Below are 19,563 nucleotides of genomic sequence, written 5' to 3' on the forward strand. Positions count from 1 at the left end.
TCTGTCCATTGCAGGGCCAGCGCAGTAAATACCGGAAAAGCAAAGGCAGCGCCAAAGGCGACAATAGCGAGACCAGGCCAAAATCGGCGCGCCGGCACTTTTTGACGCATCACCCATAACAATAACAGGCTCAACAGACCGGCCACTGCCGCCCGGCCCGCGCCAACGAACACGGGTGGCAATTCAAGCACTGCCATCCGGGTTGCTACTATGCCGCCGGAAAACATCAGAACACCGGCTAAGCCATAAGCATAGGCTTCTGTCAGCACTGAAGACGGTTTAGTGACGACTGTGGTTCTGGGCAACACCTGCTCCGACATAAAAACTCCTGTGATTTAAAAATGTGTTCCGTGCCTGACAGTAACGCGAAAACACCTGTACACTCAGGACAGTTGATATTCTTAGTTTCGTACTGTACTGGTCGGTCAGCCGGTACAGTCGCTCAATAACCGGGAGTTACCAATGCAGGTAGCATTAAAAGATTTCCAACTGGATTTAGCTTCAGCGCAAGGTCTGACTACGCAACTGCTGCAGCAGTCGCGCCAGCAAGTGCAGCAAGGTAGCTGGCCGGCAGGCGCTCGCTTGCCCTCAGTGCGTGCGCTGGCGTCGCATCTGGGCATCAGTAAATTTACCGTAGCTGATGTGTATGAGCGGCTCAACGCCGAAGGTCTGGTGTTGAGCCGGCCCGGCAGCGGCGTATTTGTCGCGCGGCGCCATCCCGCCCTGCAGTTGCAGGAAAACAACAGTCCGAGTGAGCTGGCTGACGAAGTTGCACTGATGCGCCAGACGTTGCAACGCGAACCACACTGGCTAAAACCGGCCGCTGGCTGGCTGACGCCAGACTATCTGCCACAACAGGAGATCCGCGCTGCCCTGAAAGAAATCGCCCGCCAGGAACAAGCACTGACGGACTATGGTCCGGCCCAAGGTTATCTGCCGCTGCGTCAGTATTTGGTGAACCGGCTGGCGGAATTGCGCATCCAGTTGGCGCCACAGCAAATATTGCTGACTCAAAGCGCCACTCATGCGCTGGATCTGGTGCTGCGTCTACTGATCAAACCCGGTGATAAAATCATCGTAGACGATCCGGGTTTCTATAACTTTCAAGCTATGTTGCGCCTGCATCAGCTGGAACTGCTGTATCTGCCCCGCACTGCTGACGGTCCGGATCTGCAGATATTAAACGCCTTGCTGGACAACCATAAGGTGCGGGCCTATCTGACCAATTCGGTGTTGTCGAATCCGGTTGGAACTTGCGTCACTCCACCCAAAGCAGTGCAGGTACTGTCTTTGCTGAAACAACATCAGGTATTGCTGATTGAAGATGATATTTACGCAGATTTTGAAGCGCAACCGGCGCTACGTTATGCCAGTCTGACCGGTCTGCAGGAAGGTATCTATCTGGGCAGCTTGTCGAAAACTATTTCGGCTGACCTACGCGTTGGCTATATAGCAGCGTCGCCGGCACTGGTCGCATCGCTGACCGATTTGAAGCTAATCACGAGCACCTCGACGCCTGCGACTGTCGAGCGTGTGGTGTATCAGGTATTGACCAGCGGTAGCTACCGCCGCCATCTGAAACAACTCCAACAGCGCCTTGATGGCTTGCGTCGCGACGTCGTGGCTCAGTTTGCTTTACGCGGTATCCAGCCTTGGTATCTGCCCGAAGCTGGTTTTGCATTGTGGTTACGTCTGCCTGCAGGGATCAGTAGCCGTGCGTTAACAGCTTACGCGGCCGCGAAACAAGTCGTGCTGGCACCTGGCCCGAACTTCAGCCAATGGCCGGATGCCGATCAGTTTATGCGGGTCAACATCACTCAATGTGCCGATCCCAGGCTTTGGCAAGTACTGGATGACGCTCTGGCGTCGCTCGGCAACACATTACGGGGCTAAACAAAAAACCGGCGCTAGCCGGTTTTTTTCTGCAAAGTCACAGCGTTAGCCTTTGGCTTTTGCCACTGCGTCTTTACACAATTGCGTGATGCGGTCCCAATCACCGGCGACAATCGCATCATCCGGTACTATCCAGCTACCGCCAACACAACGCACGTTGGGCAGTGCCAGATACTCCAGGAAGTTCTTTTCATTGATGCCGCCTGTTGGACAGAAACGGATGTCTGAGAATGGACCGTGGATAGACTTCAGTGTTTTCACACCACCTGCCGCTTCCGCCGGGAAAAATTTAAAGTGGGTGTAGCCTAAGCCTGTCCCTTCCATCAATTCAGAAATCGATGCGATGCCTGGAATTAAAGGAATAGGAGCTTCTTTACCGGCAACCAGCAATTCGCGGGTCAGACCCGGGCTGATGGCAAACTTCGCACCAGCTTCCACCACTTTTTGCAGCTGATCAGCTGTAGTCACTGTACCAGCGCCAACAATGGCATCCGGCACTTCTTTGGATAACAACGCAATGGCTTCCAGTGCGACCGGAGTGCGCAACGTCACTTCCAGAACCTTGATACCGCCGGCCAGTAAGGCTTTCGCCATCGGCACCGCGGTTGCCAGATCTTTAATCACGATCACCGGAACCACTGGGCCCTGTGCAAATAAGGTGTCTGGTTGTAACTGCCAGTTTGAAAACGACATAATCAGCCCGCCAATTTTTGTTTTAAATAAACTGCACAGCCGAGTAAACCCGGTTGCTCTGCAGTGACGATATAAGTTGCGATTTGCCGGTTGAACGCGGCAAAGCGTCCTTTGGCTTCGAATCTGCTGCGAAACTCACTTTGCTCTAACAACGGCAGCAATTTGGGCGTGATCCCACCTGCGACATAAACACCACCAAAAGTGCTTAAGGTCAGGGCTAAGTCACCGGCCAGACTACCGAGTGAAGCAAAAAACTGCGCAACGACGGCCTGGCTCAACGCACAGCTACCATCCAGTGCCTGTTGGCCAATCTCTGCAGCCGTTTTTGCTGGTACATCCAGTTGCTGATAAGCAGCCAGTGCCAGATACAGACTTTCCAGTCCAGGGCCTGATAACAGCCGCTCCGGCGAGACATGACCATAATGCGCCGCCAGATAACGCTGGATGAACCACTCCTGATCGTTCTGCGCTGTCCAGTCGGTATGACCGCCCTCGCCAGGCAATGGAATGTAACCTTGTGCCGTTGGGATCAAATGGGCAACGCCTAAGCCGGTACCGGCACCGAGCACTGCCATTGGCTTCGTCAGATCGCGCTCGCCAGCACCAGTTTTCACCAGTTCTGCATCACCAATCGCCGGCAATGACATTGCCACTGCGGTGAAATCGTTCAGCACGAGAAACTCAGCCAGACCCAGTTCAGCTTTAATCTGCGCGATAGAAAATTCCCAGTGGAAATTGGTCATCTTGACGAAATCGCCGGTTACCGGGCAGGCAATTGCCACTGCCACATGCGCGATATCGGTCAATTCCTGCTGTTCGCGGTAATACTGCAGTGCCAATGACAGCGTGGCAAAATCCGCACAGGGATACACCACGACTTTATCCAGCGCCAGCGTGTCTAAATCCACCCGGCTGAACCGGGCGTTAGTGCCGCCAATGTCCGCGACGATTGCGAAGCGGATCTGTGCCTTAGCCATTGAGGTGCTCCTCAGTGGTAAACAGACTGCAGGCCCCTTGTTCAGCACCGGTCAGCACTGTGCGCAAACCACCAAAGATTTCGCGTCCCATACCGTAATAGCTTTCTGACATATCGCAGGTCGCCAGCGGCCGTGCATTAAATTCTGCAGCATCGACCAACACTTGTAACTCACCGGTCTGAGCATTGACGCGAACCATGTCGCCATCCTGAATGCGGGCGATAGCACCGCCTTCAATTGCTTCCGGTGTGACATGGATAGCTGCAGGGACTTTACCTGAGGCGCCAGACATCCGGCCATCAGTGACAAGAGCCACTTTAAAACCACGGTCCTGTAACACGCCCAGCGGCGGTGTCAGTTTGTGCAGCTCTGGCATACCACAGGCTTTCGGCCCCTGGAAACGCACGACCACGACACAATCTTTGTCCAGTTTGCCGGCTTTAAAAGCGGCATCCAGTTCATGTTGATCGCTAAAAACTACCGCAGGTGCTTCAACAATATCAGTGCCGGCACGCAGCGATGAGGTCTTAATCACACCGCGGCCGATGTTGCCGGATAACACGTGGACGCCACCGGAAGATTTAAACGGTGCAGCGACTGAAGAGATAACTTTGTCATCGAGTGATTTAGCCGGGCCATCAACCCACACCAGTTCGCCGTTTTGCAGCTCAGGCACCTGGGTGTAACGACGCAGGCCGTAACCGGCAACCGTGTGAACGTCTTCATGCACTAAACCTGCATCTAACAGTTCACGGATCAGCACCGACATACCGCCGGCCTGATGGAAGTGGTTCACGTCTGCTTCGCCGTTCGGATAGATCTTCGCCAGCAAAGGAGTTGCTTTGGATAAATCTTCAAAATCATCCCAGTTGACGATAAAGCCAGCACTGCGGGCGACCGCAACTAAGTGCATGGTGTGGTTAGTAGAACCACCGGTTGCCAGCAAACCGACAATACCGTTCACCACAGCTTTAACATCAACGATTTGGCCGATTGGCGTGTAGTTGGCGCCTAAATCAGTCAAACGGGTGACCTGACGCGCCGCCGCTTTGGTCAGTGCATCGCGTAATTCAGTACCTGGGTTGACAAAAGATGAGCCCGGCAGATGCAGACCCATCATTTCCACCACTAACTGATTCGAGTTGGCAGTCCCGTAGAAGGTACAGGTGCCAGCTGCGTGATACGACTTGGCTTCAGAATCGAGCAGTTCTTCTTTGCCGACTTTGCCTTCAGCATAGAGCTGACGCACACGGGCTTTTTCTTTGTTTGGAATACCGGAAGGCATTGGACCGGCCGGAACAAAAACAAACGGCAGGTGGCCGAAACTTAAGGCTGCCATCAACAGACCTGGTACGATTTTGTCACAGATCCCGAGCATCATGGCGCCGTCAAACATGTTGTGAGACAGACCAACTGCAGCAGACATCGCAATAATATCGCGGCTGAGCAGACTCAGCTCCATGCCCGGTTGCCCCTGGGTCACGCCGTCACACATTGCCGGTACACCACCTGCAAACTGCGCCACGCTGCCCACTTCAGCACAGGCCTGCTTAATCATGGCCGGATAAGTTTCATAAGGCTGATGTGCTGACAGCATGTCGTTGTAGCTGGAAATAATGCCGATGTTGGCTTTGGTCAGACTACGCAGGTCCGTTTTTTCCTGCGCGGTGCACGCAGCAAAACCGTGCGCCAGATTGCCACATGCCAGAGCTCCGCGATGCGGACCTTTGCGCCGGGCTTTTTCCATCCGTTGCAGATAAATGGCGCGGCTTTTTTCGCTGCGGGCCAAAATCCGTTCTGTAACCTGTAGTATGACCGGGTGCATATAAACCTCTATTGATCTGCGTACATAACTGATAACTCAGGAGTTGTCAGTTGAATAAAAGCTCGGATTGGCATCGCTGCCACATCAGTACCGGCAGCCGCCTGCTCGAGCACCTGCAATTTTTTACTGCCAACCAGATGTAGATAAATGGCGCGTCCTGCAGCGAGGCGTTTTTTGCTGAAACTAATGCGCTGATAAGGCGCAGTCGTTGGATTAGTTGCCAATAAGTCGGCTGCATCGTCCGCAAGGCCAGCCGCCAATTCTTGGCTACATGGAAATAATGATGCGGTATGACCGTCCTCGCCCATGCCGAGGATCACCACATCAAAGCGTGGTAAACCGTTAACCCGGCTCAGCAACTCAGGCACAGCAGCTTCGGCGTTATCTGCTTGAGCATACAGACTGACAAAACGCGCGGCTGCGGCTTTGTGCTGTAATAACGCAGACTTAACCAACCGTTCGTTGCTGTCTGGCGCGTCATCTGGCAAATACCGATCGTCAGCCAGCGTAATGGTGACTTTCGACCAGTCCAGATCGGCGTTTGCCAAAGTTTGGAACAATGGCAAAGGTGTGCGGCCGCCAGAGACGACAAGCACGGCTTCACCGCGTGCGGCGATCGCGTCTTGTAACTGAGCACTAATTTGCTCGGCAAAAGCGGCATTAAGCGTTTGTGAATCCGGAAATTGCTGCAATTGCATGTTATTCATCCCAGTTCCGATCGTCACGCGCCAGCAGTGAAATGGCGGCGACCGGGCCCCAGGTACCAGCCTGATAGGCCTTTGGCGGTTCATTGTTGATACGCCATGCATCCAGAATACCGTCGACCCAGGTCCAGGCCTGTTCAACTTCGTCCCGGCGTACGAACAAATATTGGTTGCCTAACATTGCTTCTAACAACAAACGTTCGTAAGCATCCGCGATGCGCTGTGACTGGAAAGTTTCGTCGAAACTCAAGTCCAGCTTGCTTTGCTGCAGTTGCATCGTTTCGCCCAGACCCGGGATCTTGTTCATGATCTGGATCTCGACACCTTCATCTGGCTGTAAGCGGATGATCAATTTGTTGGCAGGCAACTGTTTGTAGGTTTCATGGAAAATATTGTGCGGTTGTGGTTTGAAACAAATAACCACTTCGCTGACTTTATTTGGCATACGTTTACCGGTGCGCAAATAAAACGGCACGCCAGCCCAACGCCAGTTGTCGATATCGATTTTGATTGCAACAAAAGTTTCGGTTTTGCTATTTGGCCGCGCGTCTTCTTCTTCCAAATAACCCGGAACTGCTTTACCAGCAACAAAACCGCTGGCGTATTGGCCGCGGACAGTTTTTTCCTGCACGTTTTGCAGGTTAATCGGCCGCAGCGCCTTTAAAACTTTTAATTTTTCGTCACGGATACTGTCTGCATCAAGGCGCGCCGGTGGTTCCATCGCGATCAATGACAATACCTGTAATAAATGGTTTTGCACCATGTCGCGCATTTGACCGGCATCATCGTAATAACCCCAGCGCCCTTCGACACCGACTTCTTCGGCGACGGAGATTTGCACGTGGTCAATGGCGTTGTGATCCCAGTTCGAAGCGAAAATCGCGTTAGCAAAACGCAGCGCTAACAGGTTCAACACCGTTTCTTTACCAAGATAATGGTCAATCCGATAAATCTGCGATTCTTTGAAATAACGCGCGACTTCGTCGTTGATGACTTTCGATGATTCCAGGCAATGGCCAATCGGCTTTTCTAACACCACGCGTGATGGCTCTGCCGACAAACCTGCCGCATCTAGCCCTTTGCAAATGTTGCCAAACAACGACGGCGCTGTGGCGAAATAGCTGACCGGAATGCGTTTCGACGGATTGGTCACATCTTTTAATTGCAGATAATCCGCTTCTTTAGTCAGGTCAACCTGTACATATAACAGTTTGCCTTTCAGTCGTTGCCAGACGTCAGCATCGATTGGCTCTTTAATGAATTTGTGTAAGTTGGTTTCAACAAGCTCGAGATAGTCGGCCTGCGTCAATGCGTCCCGTGCCACGCCAATAATGCGCGAATCGGCATGCAGCAAGGCTGCACGTTCCAGTTGATATAAGGCAGGGAGTAGTTTACGGCGCGCGAGATCGCCTTTGGTGCCAAACAGAATTAAATCACAGGCTTTGTTTGATTGTGCTGTTGCTGTCATGCAAATGACCCTTGAATAGATGTAATTTTACAACACTTAGCCGCATACTAGCCGACTGAAAAGCGCTTGTAAACCTAATAAGATGTAATTAAATTACACATTAACTAAAGAAATTGACGAGCCGATGGCTGCACGCAGTCTTTGACAACTATCATCAATTGTGTGGTAAATTTATCACTTTTGATGTAGCCGTCCTTGTCAGACTACAAATAATATTACATAAACCTGCCCCCGCAGGTCTCATAACAAGCAGGTAACCGCGGATGAATGTGCTGGAAAAAATCGTCAACAGTGTCAACAGCTTTAGTAAGTCAGAGCGAAAAGTGGCAGATGTGATCCTGGCCAACCCGCAAACGACCATTCACAGCAGCATTGCTGCGCTGGCGAAAATGGCTGATGTGTCAGAACCAACTGTGAACCGCTTTTGTCGCCGCCTCGATACTAAAGGTTTTCCGGATTTTAAGCTGCACCTGGCGCAAAGTCTGGCAAACGGTACGCCTTATGTAAACCGCCACGTCGAAGAAGACGACGGCCCGGAAGCTTATACCGCCAAGATATTCGAATCAACGATGGCAGCTTTGGATGCCGCTCGACAAAATGTTGATATTCCAACGATTAATCGCGCGGTTGATGTACTGACTCAAGCGAAAAAGATTTCGTTTTTTGGCCTGGGCGCCTCTGCGTCTGTGGCGCATGATGCACAAAACAAGTTTTTCCGCTTTAACGTACCGGTTGTTTGTTTTGATGACATCGTCATGCAACGGATGAGCGCTATTAATAGTGCTGAAGGCGATGTAGTGGTCTGTATTTCTCACACTGGCCGCACAAAAAATCTGTGTGATATCGCCACTATTGCCCGCGAAAACGATGCGACAGTGATTGGTATTACCGCCTATGACAGTCCATTGGCGAAAGAATGCACGCTGGTGTTATCACTGGATGTGCCGGAAGATACTGATATGTATATGCCAATGGCGTCACGCGTTGCGCAGTTAGTGCTGATTGATATTCTCGCCACCGGTTTTACCCTGCGCCGCGGCACTAAATTCCGTGAAAATCTGAAGAAAGTAAAAGACAGTTTGCGTGGCTCACGCTTCGATAAAAAGGATTTTCACAGCTGATCGGAGCAGTTGAACGGCTAAAATTGTAGTTTTTTTTCAGATGCTCGCTATATTCTGTAATTTAATTACATTAAACTAATCCAGTTCGAACCGGGCATCCGCCCGGTTTTTGCCAATCAACAGGCAGGAGTTGCCAATGCCAAGAAGAACCAAAATAGTCGCCACTCTGGGTCCCGCTACGAATACACAAGCCGCCATTGAAAAACTGATCCAGGCTGGTGCTTCAGTATTTCGTTTTAACTTTTCCCACGGCAGTGCCGACGACCACATTCAACGTGCAGCGATGGTCCGCGCTGCCGCAGCCGCATGTGGTGCACATGTCGCTATCTTAGGTGATCTGCAAGGCCCGAAAATCCGGGTTTCCACTTTTAAGAACTCCAGTGTAGAACTGTCCGAAGGTCAGGATTACGTGCTCGACGCTGCCCTTGGTAAAGGTATGGGCGACGAGACTCAAGTTGGTATTGATTACAAAGAGTTGCCGGGCGATGTTTTCCCGGGCGATTTATTGCTGTTAGATGATGGCCGGATCCAACTGGTGGTCTCTCATGTTGATGGCAGCCGTATCGTGACCAAAGTCACTGTCGGCGGAAAACTCAGCAACAATAAAGGCATCAACCGTCAGGGTGGTGGTTTGTCTGCTCCGGCACTGACTGATAAAGATAAAAACGATATCGCATTAGCTGCTGATATTGATGTTGATTATCTGGCCGTGTCGTTCCCGCGTACCGGTGATGACCTGCGTTTGGCCCGTCAGCTGGCACGTGCTGCTGGTTCTGAGGCATTGATCGTGTCTAAAGTTGAACGCGCCGAAGCCGTTGCCGATGATGAAACACTGGATGATATTATCCGCGCTTCAGACGCTGTGATGGTTGCCCGTGGTGACTTAGGCGTTGAGATCGGTGATGCCGAGCTGGTTGGTCAGCAAAAACGTATTATTGCCCGCTCCCGTCAGCTAAACCGTGTGGTGATCACGGCGACGCAAATGATGGAAAGCATGATTGAAAGCCCGATGCCAACACGCGCAGAAGTGATGGACGTCGCGAACGCAGTACTGGATGGCACAGATGCTGTGATGTTGTCTGCGGAGACCGCGGCCGGCAAATATCCGACTGAAACGGTGAAAGCAATGGGCCGGGTGTGTGACGGCGCCGAAAAACATCCAAAAGTGTTGTCATCAAAACACCGGATGGACGTGACCTTCACTGAGATCAGCGAAACGATTGCGTTGTCTGCTATGTATGCAGCCAACCACCTGGCTGGCATCAAAGCGATTATTGCGCTGACAGAATCGGGTTATACCGCCAAACTGATGTCGCGCATCACCTCATCTCACCCGATTTATGCCTTATCGCGTCATGTGAAAACACTGAACAAAATGGCGTTGTATCGCGGTGTGTATCCGGTGTCCTTTGACAGCCATGGTATCAGCAACGACCATATTGCTGATGAAGCCGTCGCTGCGGTGAAAAAAGCGGCTGGTCTGCAAAGCGGTGATCTGGTGATCCTGACCCACGGCGATGTGATGGAAACTGTCGGTGCCTCAAACACCTGTAAGATTGTTACCGTGAAGTAAGTCCGTAGTACTACAAAAAAAACCGCCGATGGCGGTTTTTTTTTGCAGGTACATTAAGTTTCAGAACAACACTAGGCAGCAGCCCCCAAGTTAGACGGACTAAGCCCGATCAGCCAGATGTTGTTTCAATAGTGGCGATAACGCCGTGATCGCAGAACCAGCGACGACCAATAAAGCGCCAGTAACCGACCAGAAATTCAGCGCCTGTGCCGGCGCAGCATCCGGGAACAGCCAGCTCACTATATTGGCAAACAAAATGGTCAATAATGGCGTGATCGCCAGCACTGCACTTACTTTTGATGCTTCCCAGTGTTCCAGCGCTTCAGCGAATGCGCCGTACGCGATAATGGTATTTAAACAACAAAACGCCAGTAGGCCCCACTGTAAACCGGACAGATGTAAGATAGGGTTCAGCTCTGCGACCGGCAAGAAGCACAAGGCTCCGGCAAGATAAATAAACCACATAATTTGCTGCGAGTTGAAGCTCATCAGTAACTGTTTCTGTGCCAGCGCATAGCAGGCCCAGGTAACTGCCGCGATAATAACTAACAAAACACCAATGCTGTCCTGACCAAACTGGGTCAATAACAACACCAATCGTTCGTTGAAAAACAGCAACAAACCAATGAGCAGCAGAGTGGCGCCGATCTTTTGCCATAGCAATAACTGCTCACGAAAGATGAAAATACCGCCCATCATCATCAGGAATGGCGCTAACTGGATCACAACTTGAGCAGTTTCTGCGGTTAGCAGATGCAGCCCCATCAGATATAAGATGTAATTCGACAACAAACCGCCGATGGCAATGACCAGCAGGATACTCGCTTTACGGCTAAGCCCGCGCACGCTTGGCAATGCTTTTTGTTGCCAGAGCACAACGCTGACAAACAAAGCAGCGATTAAAAAACGGATCCAGGTGATGGTATTGGCGGTTAAGTCGACCAATAGATGTTTCAGTGCTATTGGCAACATGCCCCATAATACTGCTGTAACCAACGCTAACATAAAACCGTACAAACTGCGGCCAGACGCCTGATGCATACCCTACCCTTTGACCTGAAAAAACGCGCTATTGTCGTCGTTTTCACCGACGTTGTCGCCTGTTATCCATCACTGTGACCTTGTTTTTCCGTTGATTGACCTGTATTTGCGGTATATCAAGACAGGTTGATGCAGGCTGGTTTAAGCTCGATAGCATTCATACTGAAACTCAGGAATAGAGCGATGAGCAAAATGCAAAGGATAGGCGTGTTGACTTCCGGCGGCGATGCACCGGGCATGAACGCTGCGATCCGCGCTGTGGTATTAACGGCCAGTCAATACGGACTTGAGGTCATTGGTTTTCGCCATGGTTTTAACGGCATTTTCCAGCGCGACTTTCAGTTACTGCAAAGCACAGACGTGCGACAGATTAGTCATCTCGGCGGCACCATCTTAAAAAGTGCGCGCTGCAAAGCACTGCCGCAGCCCGGCGGAGCTGAGCTTGCTGCGCAAATACTGCATGAGCTGGGTATCGATGCGCTACTGGTGATCGGTGGTGATGGTTCGTTTCGCGGTTGCATGGCACTGTCACATTACTATCAGGGTCAGATTGTCGGCTTACCCGGCACCATCGACAATGACCTGGACGGCACAGATCTCACCATAGGTTTTGCCACAGCGTTGCAGACAGCGCTGGACGCTATCGATAAAATCCGCGATACCGCTGATGCCTTTGAACGAACCTTCCTGGTGGAAGTGATGGGTCGTCATACCGGTTATCTGGCTTTGTCAGCGGGTATCGCTGGTAGTGCAGAACAGATTATTTGCCCGGAGTATGGCGAGACTGTTGATGTAGCGGATATTGCAGCTGATATTCGCAGTTATCAGCAACAGCATGGCGCCTGCAGTTACATCATTGTGCTGGCTGAAACCATGTATCCCGCTGGTGCGGCTGCACTAGCGCAAGAATTATCAGTTCAAAGCGACACTGAATGCCGGGCTGTAGTGCTTGGCCATTTGCAACGTGGCGGTAGTCCGGTCGGGTCAGATCGGATCCTGGCAACTAAGTTAGGCGCTTATGCGGTAGAACAACTGATGGCAGGACATGCCCATTTGATGATGGCAGGCGAACAAGCCGGCCAAGCCGTTTTGTTTCCCTTGTCATTGACCGGTGCACAGCACAAAAAAGCCGACCCGTTTTTATTGGCATGGCAAGACCGTGTGTTACAGCAACATAAAGCGACGTAGTAAACGGTTAAAAATAACGACCATAAAAAAAACGGCGCCCAATAGGACGCCGTTGTCTTGTTAGGCCTTCTCGCGATTAGTTAGCTGCCAAACACCGTTTTAACGCGGTCTTTATAACTGCGGCTTACTTTCACCGACTGGCCATTAGTCAGCATTAGCTGGTGTTCGCCGTTTGCCAGCATCTGTAATTTGGCAATAGTCGCAACGTTGACAATGGCTGAGCGATGCACCCGCACAAACAAACGTGGATCTAACTCCTGTTCGAGCTCTTTCATCGTCCGGCGCAGAATGTGCGTCTGGCCATCGTTGGTGTGGATGCACATGTAGTCACCGGCGGCATCAACCCAGTCGATGCTGGCGACCAGCACGCGGGTGATCTCGCCGGAGTCTTTGATACTGATCGCTTCCGGAAATTTATCATTCATCACCGGCTGCTCATTATCAAGCCGGCCGAGAATTTGAGCAGTATCTTCGCCGGTCAGCTTGGCTACCACTTCCGCCAATTGGCCTTTATGTTTGTGGTCATCCCTAGCCTCGTATGCGCGCAATAATTTTTCGACCGCCGCCTGCAACCGCTCAGCTTCCACTGGTTTTAACACATAATCCACGGCACTGACGTTAAAGGCGCTCAGCGCATAATGATCAAAAGCTGTGACAAAAATTACGTATGGCAGATGCGTCATTTCACTTTGCAGATGTTTTAACACGGCAAAACCGTCCAGCACCGGCATCTCGACATCGAGAAATAGTACATCTGGCTTGTGGGTCAGCACCGCAGCAATCGCTTCTTCACCATTGCTACATTCAGCGACCACTTGTAATTCTTTAAATGCCGCAAGCCGCAATAACATGCCCTTACGCGCCAGCGGCTCATCGTCAACGACGATGACTCTCAGAATGTTCTTCATCAGTTTCTTCCACCTCAAACGGGATCCGGATGTTCACTTTGACGCCTTGCGGCTGATTATGCGTCAGCACCAGCGAAAAATTCTTGTCGTACAATGCAGCCAGCCGCTCACGGGTATTCACCAGGCCAAGACCGCTGTTTTCTTTTGGCAGACCGGCATCAATTGGCATCCCTGGGCCGTTATCTGCCACCTCAATCAATAAATCATGACCGAACTTACGGGCTTTAATCGCGACTAGACCACCTGCTGCCTGTCGGGCTACCGCATATTTAATGGCATTTTCAACGAGGGGCTGCAAAATCAGGCTGGGGACCAGCGCTTGTTCGGTATTGTCGGCGATATCATATTCAATCGTCAGACGTTCAGAAAACCGCACTTTTTCGATTTCCAGATACAAAGAAGCTGCGTGTAGCTCTTGTTGTAACGGGACTTTTTTGATCGGGTCTTTGTATAACGAATAACGCAGGAAGTCACTCAAACGACTGAGCATTTTATTGGCGGTATCGGCCTCACCGAGCATGACCAGTGTCGAAATCGCATTCAGCGTATTAAATAGAAAATGGGGATTAAGCTGATAACGCAACATTTTTAGCTGCGCTTCGTGCGCTTTATTCGACGCAGTCAGCAGTTTTTGTTTTTCCTGCTGCAGACTTTGGTAATAGCGCACGCCGAAATATAGGCCGCTCCAGCTCAGCATCACATAAAAACTAACCGGGGTTTGCTCCAGATATTGCAGCCAGTCTTTTGGCCGAAAGCCGTGCCGGTAAATTTCCCAGTAATTGAAGTTTTTAATCACTGACCAGCAGGCGGCGGTGACCAGGGACGCCAGCAACACCGAGCCAATCAGTGCAGCCGGGTGAAAGCTACGGATGCGTTGGTAGAGATAACGCAATGGAATGGTTAATAACCAGCCCGCGTAGGCATCCAGCGCGACGACTAACAGATAGGCATCTCGCATCTCCTGAAATAACGAGCCGAGAAACGCAACCAAGGCAAAACCCAACCATCCAAGGCTGTGCAATAACCAAAACTGACGGTGGCGGTCTTCCAGAATTCGGAGCAAGGACGGATACCCATGTGTGTCGGGACGCCGATTATACCAAAGCTGCTGCCAGGATAACCGGCGTTGAACCCGCCTCAGTGCCTGTTAGTCGCAGCGTTGGCGGATGCAGCTTAGCTCAGTACCGGCGTTGGTTTGCGATCAGGCCCCAATGCAACAAAAGTAAAAGAGCCGGAGATCGCGCGGTGTTGATCGTCGCTGTACATATCTTCGACAAAAATATCGACATTGACGCGGATACTGGTGCGGCCAACGTGTTCAATTCGGGCAACCAACTCAATAATGCTACCGGCAGGGATCGATTCTTTAAAATCAACGCGGTCGGAACATACCGTGACCAGTGGTTTGCGGCAAAAACGGGTCGCGGCGATAAACGCAGCTTCATCCATCCAGGCCAGCGCCTCGCCACCAAACAAGGTGTTGTGGTGGTTGGTGCGGCCAGGAAATACTGTTTTGGTAACCCGGGTCACCGCTTGCTCTATCCGGACTGCCACTTGCGCTTCATTCATCATCATTGATCTCCATCCTGTTGCCGCTTTCTGTAAAGGCCGCGCATTGTAGTGAATGCACGGCATATTGCCAGCAAAAGATACTGTTCAATCAGCGCGCCAGCATGGGGCCAAGTGCTTTACCACCGACCAGATGCATATGAATATGGAACACTTCCTGCCCGCCGTGTTGATTGCAATTCACAATCAGCCGGTAGCCGTTTTCTGCAATGCCGGCTTCAGCCGCCAGTTTGCGCGCTACGGTAAACAAACGGCCAAGTGCAGCTTCATGTTCAGCTGCAACATCGTTCGCGGTTGGAATTAATACGTTTGGTACAATCAGGATATGGGTCGGAGCCCGCGGGTGGATATCGCGAAACGCGGTAACCAGTTCGTCCTGGTACAACACGTCTGCCGGGATCTCACGACGAATTATTTTACTGAAAATCGTTTCTTGTGCCATTTCAACTCCTTATTGCGTGGCGTCGGCGTTATAATCCGACAAAACAGGATGCAGGAAGTATATGTGATGACTGAAGTCCGTTACCAGCTGGAACTGGCAGATTTAGCCGGCCATTATATTGATGTGACGCTAGAATTTGAGCCACAGGACCAAGAACCGGTGGTATTGGCGTTACCAGCCTGGATCCCAGGCTCGTACATGATCCGGGATTTTGCGCGTAATCTACTCGATATTCGCGCTGAAGATGCTGACGGGTTACTGGCACTGACGCAGTTGGACAAACAACGCTGGTCGCTAAAACCGGGGGTTCTACCGGTGACAGTGCGGTACCGCGTCTACGCCTTTGATTTATCCGTGCGGGCGAATTATCTCAATAGCGAGATAGCCGTGATCAATCCAGCCGCAACCTGTTTGCAGGTGCAAGGCCTGGAACTGCAGCCGCAGCATGTCAGCATCTTACGCGGGCAAGCGCCAACACATTGGCTGCTGGCAACGGGGTTGCCGCGAGCCTCTAACACCGCTGCGTTGGCGTTTGGTGATTACTCGGCCAACAGCTATGCGCACCTGATTGATAGCCCGTTACTGGCTGGCGGATTAGATATCGCCAGTTTCGAAGTCGACGGTGTCCCACACCATCTGGTGCTGTGCGGTGCGATGGCCACAGACATCCAGCGAATTGCCGTAGATCTGTTGCCGCTGTGCCAGGCACAACGGCAAGTATTTGGCGCCCTGCCCGCGGATTTAACCGAATACTGGTTCCTGACATGGGTAGTTGATAACGGCTACGGCGGCCTGGAACATCGCAACTCAACTTTATTGCTGTGTAACCGTTTTGATCTGCCCAATCCGCGGCAGCCGCAAGAATTCACTGAGGAATATCAAAATTTCCTGGCGCTGTGCAGCCACGAATATTTCCATACCTGGTGGGTCAAACGGGCGCGCCCCACGCCGTACCTCGATTATCAACTGGCTGGCGAACAATACAGCACGCAACTGTGGCTTTATGAGGGTTTCACTTCATATTATGACGACCTGAGTTTGTTGCGTACCGGTAAGCTCAGTCTGGAACAATATCTGACTGGTCTGGCTAAAACCATCAGCCGGCTGGAACGGGCGCCGGCGAATACCCGGCAAAGTCTGGCGGACAGCAGCTTCAACGCCTGGACGCGGTTCTACCGTCAGGACGAAAATGCTGCCAATGCGATAGTCAGTTATTATGCCAAAGGCTCGCTGCTGGCATTTTGTCTCGATGCTGAACTACATGCGCTCGGGCTGACACTAGATGGCCTGATGCAGCAATGCTGGCAGCAGTATGGCGCGCCGGAATGCGGTAGCGACGATCAGACATTCTTTCATCTACTGGCGTCCTACAGCCAATCTGAAGCTCTGGCCACAACGGTACAAACCTGGGTGGATACCGCTGCAACGTTGCCGTTGGCGCGCGCTGCAGGCATCTTCGGTATAGATTTAACCTGGCGTCAGCCGGAACATCCATTAGACCTCAGCGGCGACAAGTCGCTGTCTTTGCCGGCAATCGAACCAGGTTTTATGTATGAAAGCTCAAATGAAGGCCTGAAATTGACAGCGATCCGTAACGGCACCGCTGCGCATCAGGCCGGCTTTAGCAGTGGTGATCTGTTGATTGCCGTTCAAGGGCTTAAGGCCAGTGAAAATACCCTGAAACAGTTGCTGAACCGCGCCAATGTGGGCGACGTGCTGCAATGCCATCTGTTCCGCCAACAACGCTTGTTACAGCTTGACCTAACGTTGGTGCCGGCAGCCGCTACAGTTGCCGTGTTAAAGCCCTTGTCTCAGCGCACCGCTTGGCCTGGCATAGCGTGGCCGCAACCTGCACCGGCAGAACTGAACTGAGTCAGCATAAAAAAGCCCGCAGCGTTTGCGGGCTTATTTATTGATAAGCTGAGAGCTCCGCTTAGGAAAAAGCGATAGCGCCTTTGCCGACGCCTTCATACGCCACGACTTTATATGGCGCATTCTCCAGTACTTTTAAGCAACCCGCGATATATTCCGCCAGGCATTCCACTGTGGTGTCGCAAGGGACGATTTCGCAGTGAGCAACCGGTAAGGCGATTTCAAACCAGCCTTGTGGCGCTTGATAGCGGAAAAAATAACTGTCTGGCTGCGGCTTTAGCCACAGGCAGTCACCGGCACTGACCTGATCTTCAGCAGTTCCGAGATAGATATCAGCCCAGCGCTCACTCCACAGTTTGTTCAGCCGTGGACTCAACATATTGTGCTGATAAATCTCGATGGTGGAACGGTGACCATGCGCAATGCGCTGACAGTTGCCATCGTGTTTCTTCAGACCGTGACTGTAATGGTAATAAAAGCCGTTTGATTTTTCTGGTCTGAGTACAAAGTTCAGCTGTTCCACGTTCGTTGGTAACAGCGGTTTAATCTGTTGCTGCAAGAATTCGGTCAGGCTGAGTTCGTTGATTTGCTGCGCTGGGATGGCCACATGCGCTTCTGCTGGGGATGCTACCTGGATAGGCCCACGCAGGCTGTCCATTTGTAGCAACTCAGTTTGATCGATTTGACTGCAACGAATAGCCGGGTTCAGCGCCGGATACGCCAGCTTATGATCCACCAAACTGTCGATGGCTTTTTTAATCAGCTTTTTGACATGGGCAAAATCCAGCACCATCGAAGTGGCATCGAGACCGCCGTGCAGTTCGACATCAACGATAAAACTTTCGCCAAGCAGGCCACGCTGCGGACACAGGTAAGAGAAATCGATGACAGTTAAATCGCGGACAAACAGGATCATCACAACACCTATGGCAGAAAAAGGGATGGCATTATATGGCAGAACAACAGCAGATGTCACAATTTGCGCTGTTTAGCGTTTATGTTCGTTTAACCAGCTATTTAGTAACCCTACTTGCCCGAGTTTATGCGCCGCATACATCAAGCGGATCGCGTTACTCAGTAGCAAGCTGTCATTCCATTCGGTTTTATCCACGATTTCCTGATAACAAGTCAGCGCTTCCGGCGTCAGATAACCACGCAGCTCTTTTTTCCCGGACTGGCGTTGTTTCTCGCGGTAGCGCTGTTGTTTCTCTGCATTACTGAGCGGGGTCTGGTCTGGCTTGCTCATTTGCGACGTTTCTCTTTGATCTGTAGCGGGAACAAGGTGTCATCTGGCTGTCTCATGGGCAATTTAATCTGTCACATGTGCAGAAAGCGACTAATCGGACTTGTTTAGCGTACAGCTGTTCGCTAAAGTGATCCGGCATTTTTTTTGGACCTAACATACATGACTCAGAATAGCTTTACAAAAGAAGAATTAATCGCGTGTGGCAAAGGTGAATTATTTGGTGCTGGCAACAGTCAGCTGCCAATAGACAACATGCTGATGATTGACCGGGTGCTGCATATTTCTGAGGAAGGCGGCAAATATGGCAAAGGCCAGATTGTTGCCGAATTTGATATCCACCCTGATTTGTGGTTTTTCGCCTGCCATTTCCAAGGCGATCCGGTAATGCCTGGATGCTTAGGCCTCGACGCGATGTGGCAGCTCGTTGGCTTCTTCCTTGGTTGGGCCGGTGGGCCAGGTAAAGGCCGCGCCTTGGGTGTTGGTGAAGTGAAATTCACTGGCCAAATTCTGCCAACGGCAAAGAAAGTCACTTACACCATTGATATGAAACGGGTGATCAAACGCAAACTGTTCATGGGGATTGCCGATGGTGTGGTCAGTGTCGATGGGCGTGACATCTATGCAGCAGAAGAATTGAAAGTGGGCCTGTTTCAGGATACGTCCAGCTTCTAAGCAACATCAGCAACGCCGGAAACGACAAACCCCGCAAGTGCGGGGTTTGTTCCTCTAAACATCAGTCATTGCAGACTGGATTATTGACCTTTACTAAACAGACCACCACCGCGGTCTTCCATCGCATCGCGATACCCCCCCAACCACTGCGAGCGCGCATCTAAACTCTGATACGGACAAAGCTCTTTTGAACGGCCTGTAACACCAGCACGATAACCTTGGGCATGGGCACGTTCTAAACGATCACGTTTTTGTCTTTTCATACGGCAGTCTTCCTCAACTCAATTGTTCTTCGAAGAAAGCACCGGCTGCTGGGGTGCAACACCGGCGCACATTTAATAGATAGACCTGAGTGCAGAAAGGTTCAAATC

Annotated in this window: 19 protein-coding genes and 1 pseudogene; 6 read left to right on the plus strand and 14 right to left on the minus strand. The window is 51.4% G+C overall.

Annotated features, from left to right (window positions below; genetic code table 11):
* Positions 1 to 320: pseudogene (locus ACFFJP_RS09520) on the minus strand (hypothetical protein); the annotation flags it as partial.
* Between the two features lie 142 nt (positions 321 to 462).
* On the opposite strand from ACFFJP_RS09520, the gene ACFFJP_RS09525 reads away from it, so the two are divergent.
* Positions 463 to 1,893 carry an aminotransferase-like domain-containing protein gene (locus ACFFJP_RS09525; protein ID WP_377242799.1) on the plus strand — a complete coding sequence of 477 codons (1,431 nt, stop codon included), beginning with the start codon at positions 463 to 465 and terminating at the stop codon, positions 1,891 to 1,893.
* Between the two features lie 45 nt (positions 1,894 to 1,938).
* On the opposite strand, the gene ACFFJP_RS09530 is transcribed toward ACFFJP_RS09525, so the two are convergent.
* Genes ACFFJP_RS09530 through zwf form a run of 5 tightly spaced genes read right to left on the minus strand, consistent with a single transcriptional unit; the run spans position 1,939 to position 7,560 of the window.
* The gene (locus ACFFJP_RS09530) at positions 1,939 to 2,586 is read right to left on the minus strand and encodes a bifunctional 4-hydroxy-2-oxoglutarate aldolase/2-dehydro-3-deoxy-phosphogluconate aldolase (protein ID WP_377242801.1); all 648 of its coding nucleotides are present in this window, start codon (positions 2,584 to 2,586) and stop codon (positions 1,939 to 1,941) included.
* Between the two features lie 2 nt (positions 2,587 to 2,588).
* Complete coding sequence (gene glk / locus ACFFJP_RS09535; protein ID WP_377242803.1) at positions 2,589 to 3,563, minus strand: glucokinase; 975 nt, start codon at positions 3,561 to 3,563, stop codon at positions 2,589 to 2,591.
* Entirely contained in the window at positions 3,556 to 5,388 is a 1,833-nt protein-coding gene (gene edd, locus ACFFJP_RS09540; protein ID WP_377242805.1) for a phosphogluconate dehydratase, read from the minus strand. Before edd ends, glk begins: the two co-directional genes overlap by 8 nt.
* Positions 5,389 to 5,396: 8 nt before the next feature.
* Complete coding sequence (gene pgl / locus ACFFJP_RS09545; protein WP_377242807.1) at positions 5,397 to 6,095, minus strand: 6-phosphogluconolactonase; 699 nt, start codon at positions 6,093 to 6,095, stop codon at positions 5,397 to 5,399.
* Positions 6,088 to 7,560 (minus strand): glucose-6-phosphate dehydrogenase, encoded by a 1,473-nt coding sequence (gene zwf, locus ACFFJP_RS09550; protein WP_377242809.1) that lies wholly within the window; start codon positions 7,558 to 7,560, stop codon positions 6,088 to 6,090. The genes pgl and zwf overlap by 8 nt, the downstream gene beginning before the upstream one ends.
* A gap of 263 nt (positions 7,561 to 7,823) precedes the next feature.
* On the opposite strand from zwf, the gene ACFFJP_RS09555 reads away from it, so the two are divergent.
* Positions 7,824 to 8,681 carry a MurR/RpiR family transcriptional regulator gene (locus tag ACFFJP_RS09555; protein WP_208931402.1) on the plus strand — a complete coding sequence of 286 codons (858 nt, stop codon included), beginning with the start codon at positions 7,824 to 7,826 and terminating at the stop codon, positions 8,679 to 8,681.
* Between the two features lie 136 nt (positions 8,682 to 8,817).
* Positions 8,818 to 10,254 (plus strand): pyruvate kinase, encoded by a 1,437-nt coding sequence (gene pyk / locus ACFFJP_RS09560; RefSeq protein WP_377242811.1) that lies wholly within the window; start codon positions 8,818 to 8,820, stop codon positions 10,252 to 10,254.
* 99 nt (positions 10,255 to 10,353) lie between these two features.
* Here pyk and ACFFJP_RS09565 read toward each other — a convergent pair whose 3' ends face one another.
* Positions 10,354 to 11,295, minus strand: a complete 942-nt coding sequence (locus ACFFJP_RS09565; RefSeq protein ID WP_377242813.1) for a DMT family transporter — start codon at positions 11,293 to 11,295, stop codon at positions 10,354 to 10,356.
* 183 nt (positions 11,296 to 11,478) lie between these two features.
* Between ACFFJP_RS09565 and ACFFJP_RS09570 the strand changes: the two genes are divergently transcribed.
* Positions 11,479 to 12,483: an ATP-dependent 6-phosphofructokinase gene (locus ACFFJP_RS09570; protein WP_377242815.1), complete on the plus strand. Its 1,005-nt coding sequence runs from the start codon at positions 11,479 to 11,481 to the stop codon at positions 12,481 to 12,483.
* Between the two features lie 80 nt (positions 12,484 to 12,563).
* On the opposite strand, the gene ACFFJP_RS09575 is transcribed toward ACFFJP_RS09570, so the two are convergent.
* The 4 genes from ACFFJP_RS09575 to hinT form a co-directional block, all read right to left on the minus strand.
* A complete protein-coding gene (locus ACFFJP_RS09575) occupies positions 12,564 to 13,391 on the minus strand; it encodes a LytR/AlgR family response regulator transcription factor (protein ID WP_377242817.1) in 828 nt (275 codons plus the stop codon).
* Positions 13,360 to 14,454: a sensor histidine kinase gene (locus ACFFJP_RS09580; protein WP_377242819.1), complete on the minus strand. Its 1,095-nt coding sequence runs from the start codon at positions 14,452 to 14,454 to the stop codon at positions 13,360 to 13,362. The genes ACFFJP_RS09575 and ACFFJP_RS09580 overlap by 32 nt, the downstream gene beginning before the upstream one ends.
* 110 nt (positions 14,455 to 14,564) lie before the next feature.
* Positions 14,565 to 14,966, minus strand: a complete 402-nt coding sequence (locus tag ACFFJP_RS09585) for an acyl-CoA thioesterase (RefSeq protein WP_377242821.1) — start codon at positions 14,964 to 14,966, stop codon at positions 14,565 to 14,567.
* A gap of 85 nt (positions 14,967 to 15,051) precedes the next feature.
* Complete coding sequence (gene hinT / locus ACFFJP_RS09590; protein WP_377242823.1) at positions 15,052 to 15,402, minus strand: purine nucleoside phosphoramidase; 351 nt, start codon at positions 15,400 to 15,402, stop codon at positions 15,052 to 15,054.
* Between the two features lie 66 nt (positions 15,403 to 15,468).
* Here hinT and ACFFJP_RS09595 point away from each other — a divergent pair, with 66 nt between their 5' ends.
* A complete protein-coding gene (locus ACFFJP_RS09595; protein ID WP_377242825.1) occupies positions 15,469 to 17,274 on the plus strand; it encodes a M61 family metallopeptidase in 1,806 nt (601 codons plus the stop codon).
* Between the two features lie 61 nt (positions 17,275 to 17,335).
* Here the strand turns inward: ACFFJP_RS09595 and ACFFJP_RS09600 are convergent, their stop codons facing one another.
* Both ACFFJP_RS09600 and ACFFJP_RS09605 read right to left on the minus strand, forming a co-directional pair.
* Complete coding sequence (locus ACFFJP_RS09600; RefSeq protein WP_377242827.1) at positions 17,336 to 18,190, minus strand: 6-carboxytetrahydropterin synthase; 855 nt, start codon at positions 18,188 to 18,190, stop codon at positions 17,336 to 17,338.
* Positions 18,191 to 18,262: 72 nt separating this feature from the next.
* Entirely contained in the window at positions 18,263 to 18,520 is a 258-nt protein-coding gene (locus ACFFJP_RS09605; RefSeq protein ID WP_377242829.1) for a hypothetical protein, read from the minus strand.
* 159 nt (positions 18,521 to 18,679) lie between these two features.
* On the opposite strand from ACFFJP_RS09605, the gene fabA reads away from it, so the two are divergent.
* Positions 18,680 to 19,192, plus strand: a complete 513-nt coding sequence (fabA, locus tag ACFFJP_RS09610) for a 3-hydroxyacyl-[acyl-carrier-protein] dehydratase FabA (RefSeq protein WP_208931413.1) — start codon at positions 18,680 to 18,682, stop codon at positions 19,190 to 19,192.
* Positions 19,193 to 19,272: 80 nt separating this feature from the next.
* On the opposite strand, the gene rmf is transcribed toward fabA, so the two are convergent.
* Positions 19,273 to 19,455, minus strand: a complete 183-nt coding sequence (gene rmf, locus ACFFJP_RS09615; protein WP_377242831.1) for a ribosome modulation factor — start codon at positions 19,453 to 19,455, stop codon at positions 19,273 to 19,275.
* Between the last annotated feature and the right edge of the window lie 108 nt (positions 19,456 to 19,563).

The sequence above is a fragment of the Rheinheimera tilapiae genome, from assembly GCF_042432165.1.
Classification (GTDB): Bacteria; Pseudomonadota; Gammaproteobacteria; order Enterobacterales; family Alteromonadaceae; genus Pararheinheimera; species Pararheinheimera tilapiae.

What these genes read in the sequence shown, in the direction of transcription:
- ACFFJP_RS09525 (WP_377242799.1), top strand. Translation starts at nt 463, where the DNA reads ATGCAGGTAGCATTAAAAGATTTCCAACTGGATTTAGCTTCAGCGCAA.
- ACFFJP_RS09530 (WP_377242801.1), bottom strand. Translation starts at nt 2,586, where the DNA reads ATGTCGTTTTCAAACTGGCAGTTACAACCAGACACCTTATTTGCACAG.
- glk (WP_377242803.1), bottom strand. Translation starts at nt 3,563, where the DNA reads ATGGCTAAGGCACAGATCCGCTTCGCAATCGTCGCGGACATTGGCGGC.
- edd (WP_377242805.1), bottom strand. Translation starts at nt 5,388, where the DNA reads ATGCACCCGGTCATACTACAGGTTACAGAACGGATTTTGGCCCGCAGC.
- pgl (WP_377242807.1), bottom strand. Translation starts at nt 6,095, where the DNA reads ATGAATAACATGCAATTGCAGCAATTTCCGGATTCACAAACGCTTAAT.
- zwf (WP_377242809.1), bottom strand. Translation starts at nt 7,560, where the DNA reads ATGACAGCAACAGCACAATCAAACAAAGCCTGTGATTTAATTCTGTTT.
- ACFFJP_RS09555 (WP_208931402.1), top strand. Translation starts at nt 7,824, where the DNA reads ATGAATGTGCTGGAAAAAATCGTCAACAGTGTCAACAGCTTTAGTAAG.
- pyk (WP_377242811.1), top strand. Translation starts at nt 8,818, where the DNA reads ATGCCAAGAAGAACCAAAATAGTCGCCACTCTGGGTCCCGCTACGAAT.
- ACFFJP_RS09565 (WP_377242813.1), bottom strand. Translation starts at nt 11,295, where the DNA reads ATGCATCAGGCGTCTGGCCGCAGTTTGTACGGTTTTATGTTAGCGTTG.
- ACFFJP_RS09570 (WP_377242815.1), top strand. Translation starts at nt 11,479, where the DNA reads ATGAGCAAAATGCAAAGGATAGGCGTGTTGACTTCCGGCGGCGATGCA.
- ACFFJP_RS09575 (WP_377242817.1), bottom strand. Translation starts at nt 13,391, where the DNA reads ATGAAGAACATTCTGAGAGTCATCGTCGTTGACGATGAGCCGCTGGCG.
- ACFFJP_RS09585 (WP_377242821.1), bottom strand. Translation starts at nt 14,966, where the DNA reads ATGATGATGAATGAAGCGCAAGTGGCAGTCCGGATAGAGCAAGCGGTG.
- hinT (WP_377242823.1), bottom strand. Translation starts at nt 15,402, where the DNA reads ATGGCACAAGAAACGATTTTCAGTAAAATAATTCGTCGTGAGATCCCG.
- ACFFJP_RS09595 (WP_377242825.1), top strand. Translation starts at nt 15,469, where the DNA reads ATGACTGAAGTCCGTTACCAGCTGGAACTGGCAGATTTAGCCGGCCAT.
- ACFFJP_RS09600 (WP_377242827.1), bottom strand. Translation starts at nt 18,190, where the DNA reads ATGATCCTGTTTGTCCGCGATTTAACTGTCATCGATTTCTCTTACCTG.
- ACFFJP_RS09605 (WP_377242829.1), bottom strand. Translation starts at nt 18,520, where the DNA reads ATGAGCAAGCCAGACCAGACCCCGCTCAGTAATGCAGAGAAACAACAG.
- fabA (WP_208931413.1), top strand. Translation starts at nt 18,680, where the DNA reads ATGACTCAGAATAGCTTTACAAAAGAAGAATTAATCGCGTGTGGCAAA.
- rmf (WP_377242831.1), bottom strand. Translation starts at nt 19,455, where the DNA reads ATGAAAAGACAAAAACGTGATCGTTTAGAACGTGCCCATGCCCAAGGT.